3 protein-coding genes are annotated in these 2,707 nt (G+C 54.3%); all 3 read left to right on the top strand.

Annotated features, from left to right (window positions below):
• Positions 1-169 precede the first annotated feature (169 nt).
• Positions 170-535 carry a head-tail adaptor protein gene (locus ACE4YL_RS02490; protein ID WP_461369138.1) on the top strand — a complete coding sequence of 122 codons (366 nt, stop codon included), beginning with the start codon at positions 170-172 and terminating at the stop codon, positions 533-535.
• Positions 536-540: 5 nt separating this feature from the next.
• On the top strand, positions 541-2,079 hold the full coding sequence (locus tag ACE4YL_RS02485; RefSeq protein WP_461369137.1) for a terminase large subunit: 1,539 nt from the start codon (positions 541-543) through the stop codon (positions 2,077-2,079).
• Positions 2,076-2,707: phage portal protein (locus ACE4YL_RS02480; protein ID WP_461369136.1), on the top strand; the 632-nt coding region annotated here is incomplete at its 3' end. The genes ACE4YL_RS02485 and ACE4YL_RS02480, both read left to right, overlap by 4 nt.

Genomic DNA, 2,707 nt, shown 5'->3' with positions numbered 1-2,707 from the left:
AAAGCTAGATGAGCTTGAGACTGTGCCGGCAACGGTTCAGGCAGGACTATTGCTGCATACGGCCATGCTTTACGAGTCCCGGGAGGGTGAATTCATCGAGAAGAACCTGCCTGCCGTCAGACTGCTTTACTGGCCTCATAGAAACATGGATTTGTAGGGAGGTGAGCGTATGAGGTCCGGCAAGCTAAGACATAGAGTGCTCATTGAGCGATTTTATCAAGAAAAGGACGAAGGGGGCGACTTCATCAAGGAATGGCGCCAGTTGGCCACGACCTGGGCTTCTGTCGAGCCGTTAAAGGACGGCGATTACTGGGCTGCCCTGTCACTAGAGACGGTGACGACTCACAAAGTCACAATGCGCGGGCAGGGTGAAGCGTGCCGGCCTAAACCGGCTGACCGTATTATCCTACTGACGAAAGGCAATCGGATTCTGCGAATAGTGAGCGTGCAGGATACCGAGGAGCGTGGCCGTGAACTGGTTCTAATATGCGAAGAAGTATCTGGAGAGACATGGGCCCCTCCTGAAGGACCGTGAACCGAATGAACCAGGCTGATAAGGTCCTTCGCTTCGTCGGCCACTTGAAACATAGTAAGGCGCCGTGGGCCGGGTTACCCTTTGAGCCTATGCCGTTCCAGGTGGACTTTATCAGGGACCTTTACGACACATTGAACCCTGACGGAACCCGGCAATATCGGCAAGCGCTGCTATACCTTCCAAGGAAGAACGGAAAGTCATTTCTAGCAGCAGCCTTAGCGCTTTATCACCTAGTGGCAGACGGAAAGCAGGGCGCCGAGGTTTACTTAGCAGCCGGTTCGAGGGAACAGGCAAGCATAGTGTTCAATCAAGCGCGGGACTTCGTGAGAGGCAATAAGACGCTGAATAAGCGCCTGAGAATCATTGAGTATTCTAAGCGTATCATAGACGACCAGACTTCGAGCGTGCTTCGTGCCCTGAGCGCTGACGCCGGATTACAGCATGGCCTGAACCCTACTTGCGTGATATGTGATGAGTTACACGTCTGGGAGGGTAAGCGTGGCCGCGGACTATGGGAGGCTATCATCACGTCTTTTGGAGGCCGTGAAGAGCCTCTTCTTTTATGTATATCGACCGCCGGCTATGACAGGACAAGCCTATTCTGGGAGCTTTACAGCTACGCAAAGATGATAGAGGAGGACCCTGAGCGGGACCCGACTTTCCTGCCGTGTCTCTATGAGGCCGGACCAGGTGACGATTGGCTTGACCCTGAGGTGTGGGCAAAGGCGAACCCGGCCCTGGGTGAATTCCGAAGCCTTGAGGATATGGAGGCCCTGGCTACGAAGGCCAAGGAAAGCGCTTCCCTGGAGAACTCTTTCCGGCGCCTTTACTTGAATCAATGGACGTCCTCTGAAGTGGCGTGGATACCGGCTGACAAGTGGGCTGCTTGTGGTGGCCTGATAGTGCCTGAGAAGCTAAAAGGGCGTGAGTGTTACGGAGGTTTAGACTTATCAGCCACAACGGATCTGGCTAGTTTCGTGCTTGTGTTTCCAGATGACGCGGACCCGCCGAGTTATGACGTCTTACCGTTCTTCTGGCTTCCTGAGGCCAGGGCAACGGCTGAACGTAGGGACGTAGTTGACTATCACGCCTGGGCGCGTGAGGGCTACCTAACGTTAATGCCCGGCGAGGTTCTGGATCAGAGGGTTATAAAGGCAGACATTCAGCGGTTAGCTGATACCTATCGCATTAAAGAAATAGCGTTCGACCGCTGGAACGCCTTCCAGTTAGCGGTTGAACTTGAAGAGGAAGGCGCGACAATGGTTTCCACAGGGATGGGATATGTCAGCATGAGTATGCCCACAAAGACCCTGGAAGAGCTTGTGTTATCCAAGCGCTTGGATCATGGCGGTCACCCGGTCCTTGCGTGGAATATTGCGAACGTGGTCCTGGAGACTGATGCAGCCGGCAATATCAAGCCGAGTAAGGCCAGGAGCAAAGACAGGATTGACGGTGCAGTTGCCCTGATACTCGCTATATCAAGGGCGCTACTACGAGAACGGAAGCAGACAGTCTACAAGGAGAGGGGGTTAGTAGTTATATGATTACCCGATTGAGACAGATATTCAAGCCCCGTGAGAAGCGGACTCTGACCCAGGGAAGCCCTGAGGAGCGGACCATGACTCAGAGAGATTCTGAGGGATGGGAAGATATATTGGGCACTTCTACCCGGGCGGGGGTTACTGTGACGCGGGAGACAGCCCTGGGCGTGCCTGCTGCGCTTCGAGCGGTGACGCTGCTAGGTGGTGCAGTGGCAAGCCTACCCTTGAAGGTCTACAGGCGGACCTCTGAAGGCCGGGAACTTGCTGAGAACAGCGAGATATACAGACTATTGCACAAAGCGCCTAACCCGATGCAGACGCCGTTCACTTTCAAGGAACTTGTGATGAATCACCTGCTTCTGAACGGTAACTTCTACGCATACATCGACAGAACACGTGCCGGCCTGTCGTTGTGGCCTATCGACCCGCAAAGGGTTGTAGTTGAACAGGACCAAGAAACAGGCGTCATTACCTATAAGGTGCATACGGCGAAAGGTGTGCAGGAGTTACAGCCCTGGAGCGTGCTCCATGTGTTAGGCATAACCCTTGACGGCATTCGAGGCGTATCCCCGGTGACATTTACCAGGGAAAGCCTGGGCGGGGCTATAGCGGAACTTCGGCATGGGCAGAG

Source organism: Candidatus Darwinibacter acetoxidans (assembly GCF_041936445.1).
Classification (GTDB): domain Bacteria; phylum Bacillota; class Limnochordia; order Darwinibacteriales; family Darwinibacteriaceae; genus DTU010.
The sequence above is the reverse complement of the archived record's forward strand: the minus strand, read 5'-3'. Positions and strand labels throughout refer to the sequence as shown.